This is a genomic window from Janthinobacterium sp., assembly GCF_009923995.1.
In the GTDB taxonomy this organism is placed as follows: domain Bacteria; phylum Pseudomonadota; class Gammaproteobacteria; order Burkholderiales; family Burkholderiaceae_D; genus Janthinobacterium.
In genome coordinates this window covers 1-1,081 of sequence record NZ_RFSK01000151.1, presented here as the reverse complement: position 1 = coordinate 1,081, position 1,081 = coordinate 1, and the positions used below count along the sequence as shown (strand labels likewise).

The 1,081-nt window shown below is 65.2% G+C and carries 1 protein-coding gene; it reads left to right on the top strand.

Annotation, left to right across the window (positions count from 1 at the left end):
• Positions 1-76: 76 nt before the first annotated feature.
• Positions 77-1,081, top strand: a 1,005-nt coding sequence (locus EBS11_RS28335) for a TIGR03862 family flavoprotein (RefSeq protein ID WP_290608883.1), incomplete at its 3' end; no start/stop codon positions are given.

The window sequence follows — 1,081 nt, the reverse complement described above, 5'->3', positions numbered from 1 at the left end:
GGAGGCGGTGCACACCGCGTTCCTGACGCCGCAAGGCCGTTTGATTGAAATTTTGTAATGGATTCCTTTGACTGATCTGCCTACCTCCCCCCGTTCTGAATCCCAAGCCTTGCAGGTGGACGTCGCCATTGTGGGCGGTGGCCCTGCCGGACTCATGGCTGCCCAAGTGCTGTGCGATGCCGGTGTGACCGTGCACCTGTTCGACGCCATGCCCTCGGTGGGCCGCAAGTTCTTGCTGGCCGGCAAGGGCGGCCTGAACCTCACCCACTCCGAAGGTGCCGACACGTTTGCCGGTCGCTACGGCGAACGGCGCAGCGCCATCGAGTCGCTGCTGGCCGGGCTGGATTCCACCGCGCTTCGTGCATGGGCCCATGGCCTGGGCGTGGAAACCTTTGTGGGCAGTTCGGGCCGGGTGTTTCCCAAGGACATGAAAGCGGCGCCCTTGCTGCGCGCCTGGTTGCACCGCTTGCGCCACCCCGCAGCAGGCGGCGGGGTGCAGTTTCACATGCGCCATCGCTGGACCGGTTGGGCGCAGGGCACATCCGCCGAGCCGGGCCAACAAGCGCTGGTATTCGACACCCCAACTGGCCCGGTCGTGGTGCAAGCCCGCGCTGTGGTGCTGGCGCTAGGTGGCGGCAGTTGGGCGCGCCTGGGGTCGAACGGCGCCTGGGTGCCTTTGTTGGCAGCCCGTGGCGTGGCCGTGGCGCCCCTGATTCCGGCCAACTGCGGTTTCGATGTGCAGGGCGGGTGGACGCCATTTTTCAGCGGAAAGTTTGCCGGCCAGCCCTTCAAGTCGGTGGCACTCAGCTTTACCAATTCGCAGGGCGTGGTGTTCTCGCGCAAGGGCGAGTTTGTGGCCACGCAGGGCGGTGTGGAGGGCAGCTTGATTTACGCGGCATCGGCATTGCTGCGCGACGACATCGTGCGCCATGGCAGCGCTACCTTTCATCTGGATTTGCTGCCCGACATGCCCGCCGAGAAAGTGCTGGCCGAAGTGCGCCACCCGCGTGGCAGCCGCAGCCTGTCCAGCCACCTCAAGAGCCGCTTGCATCTGGACGGCATCAAAAGCGCCATTCTTTAC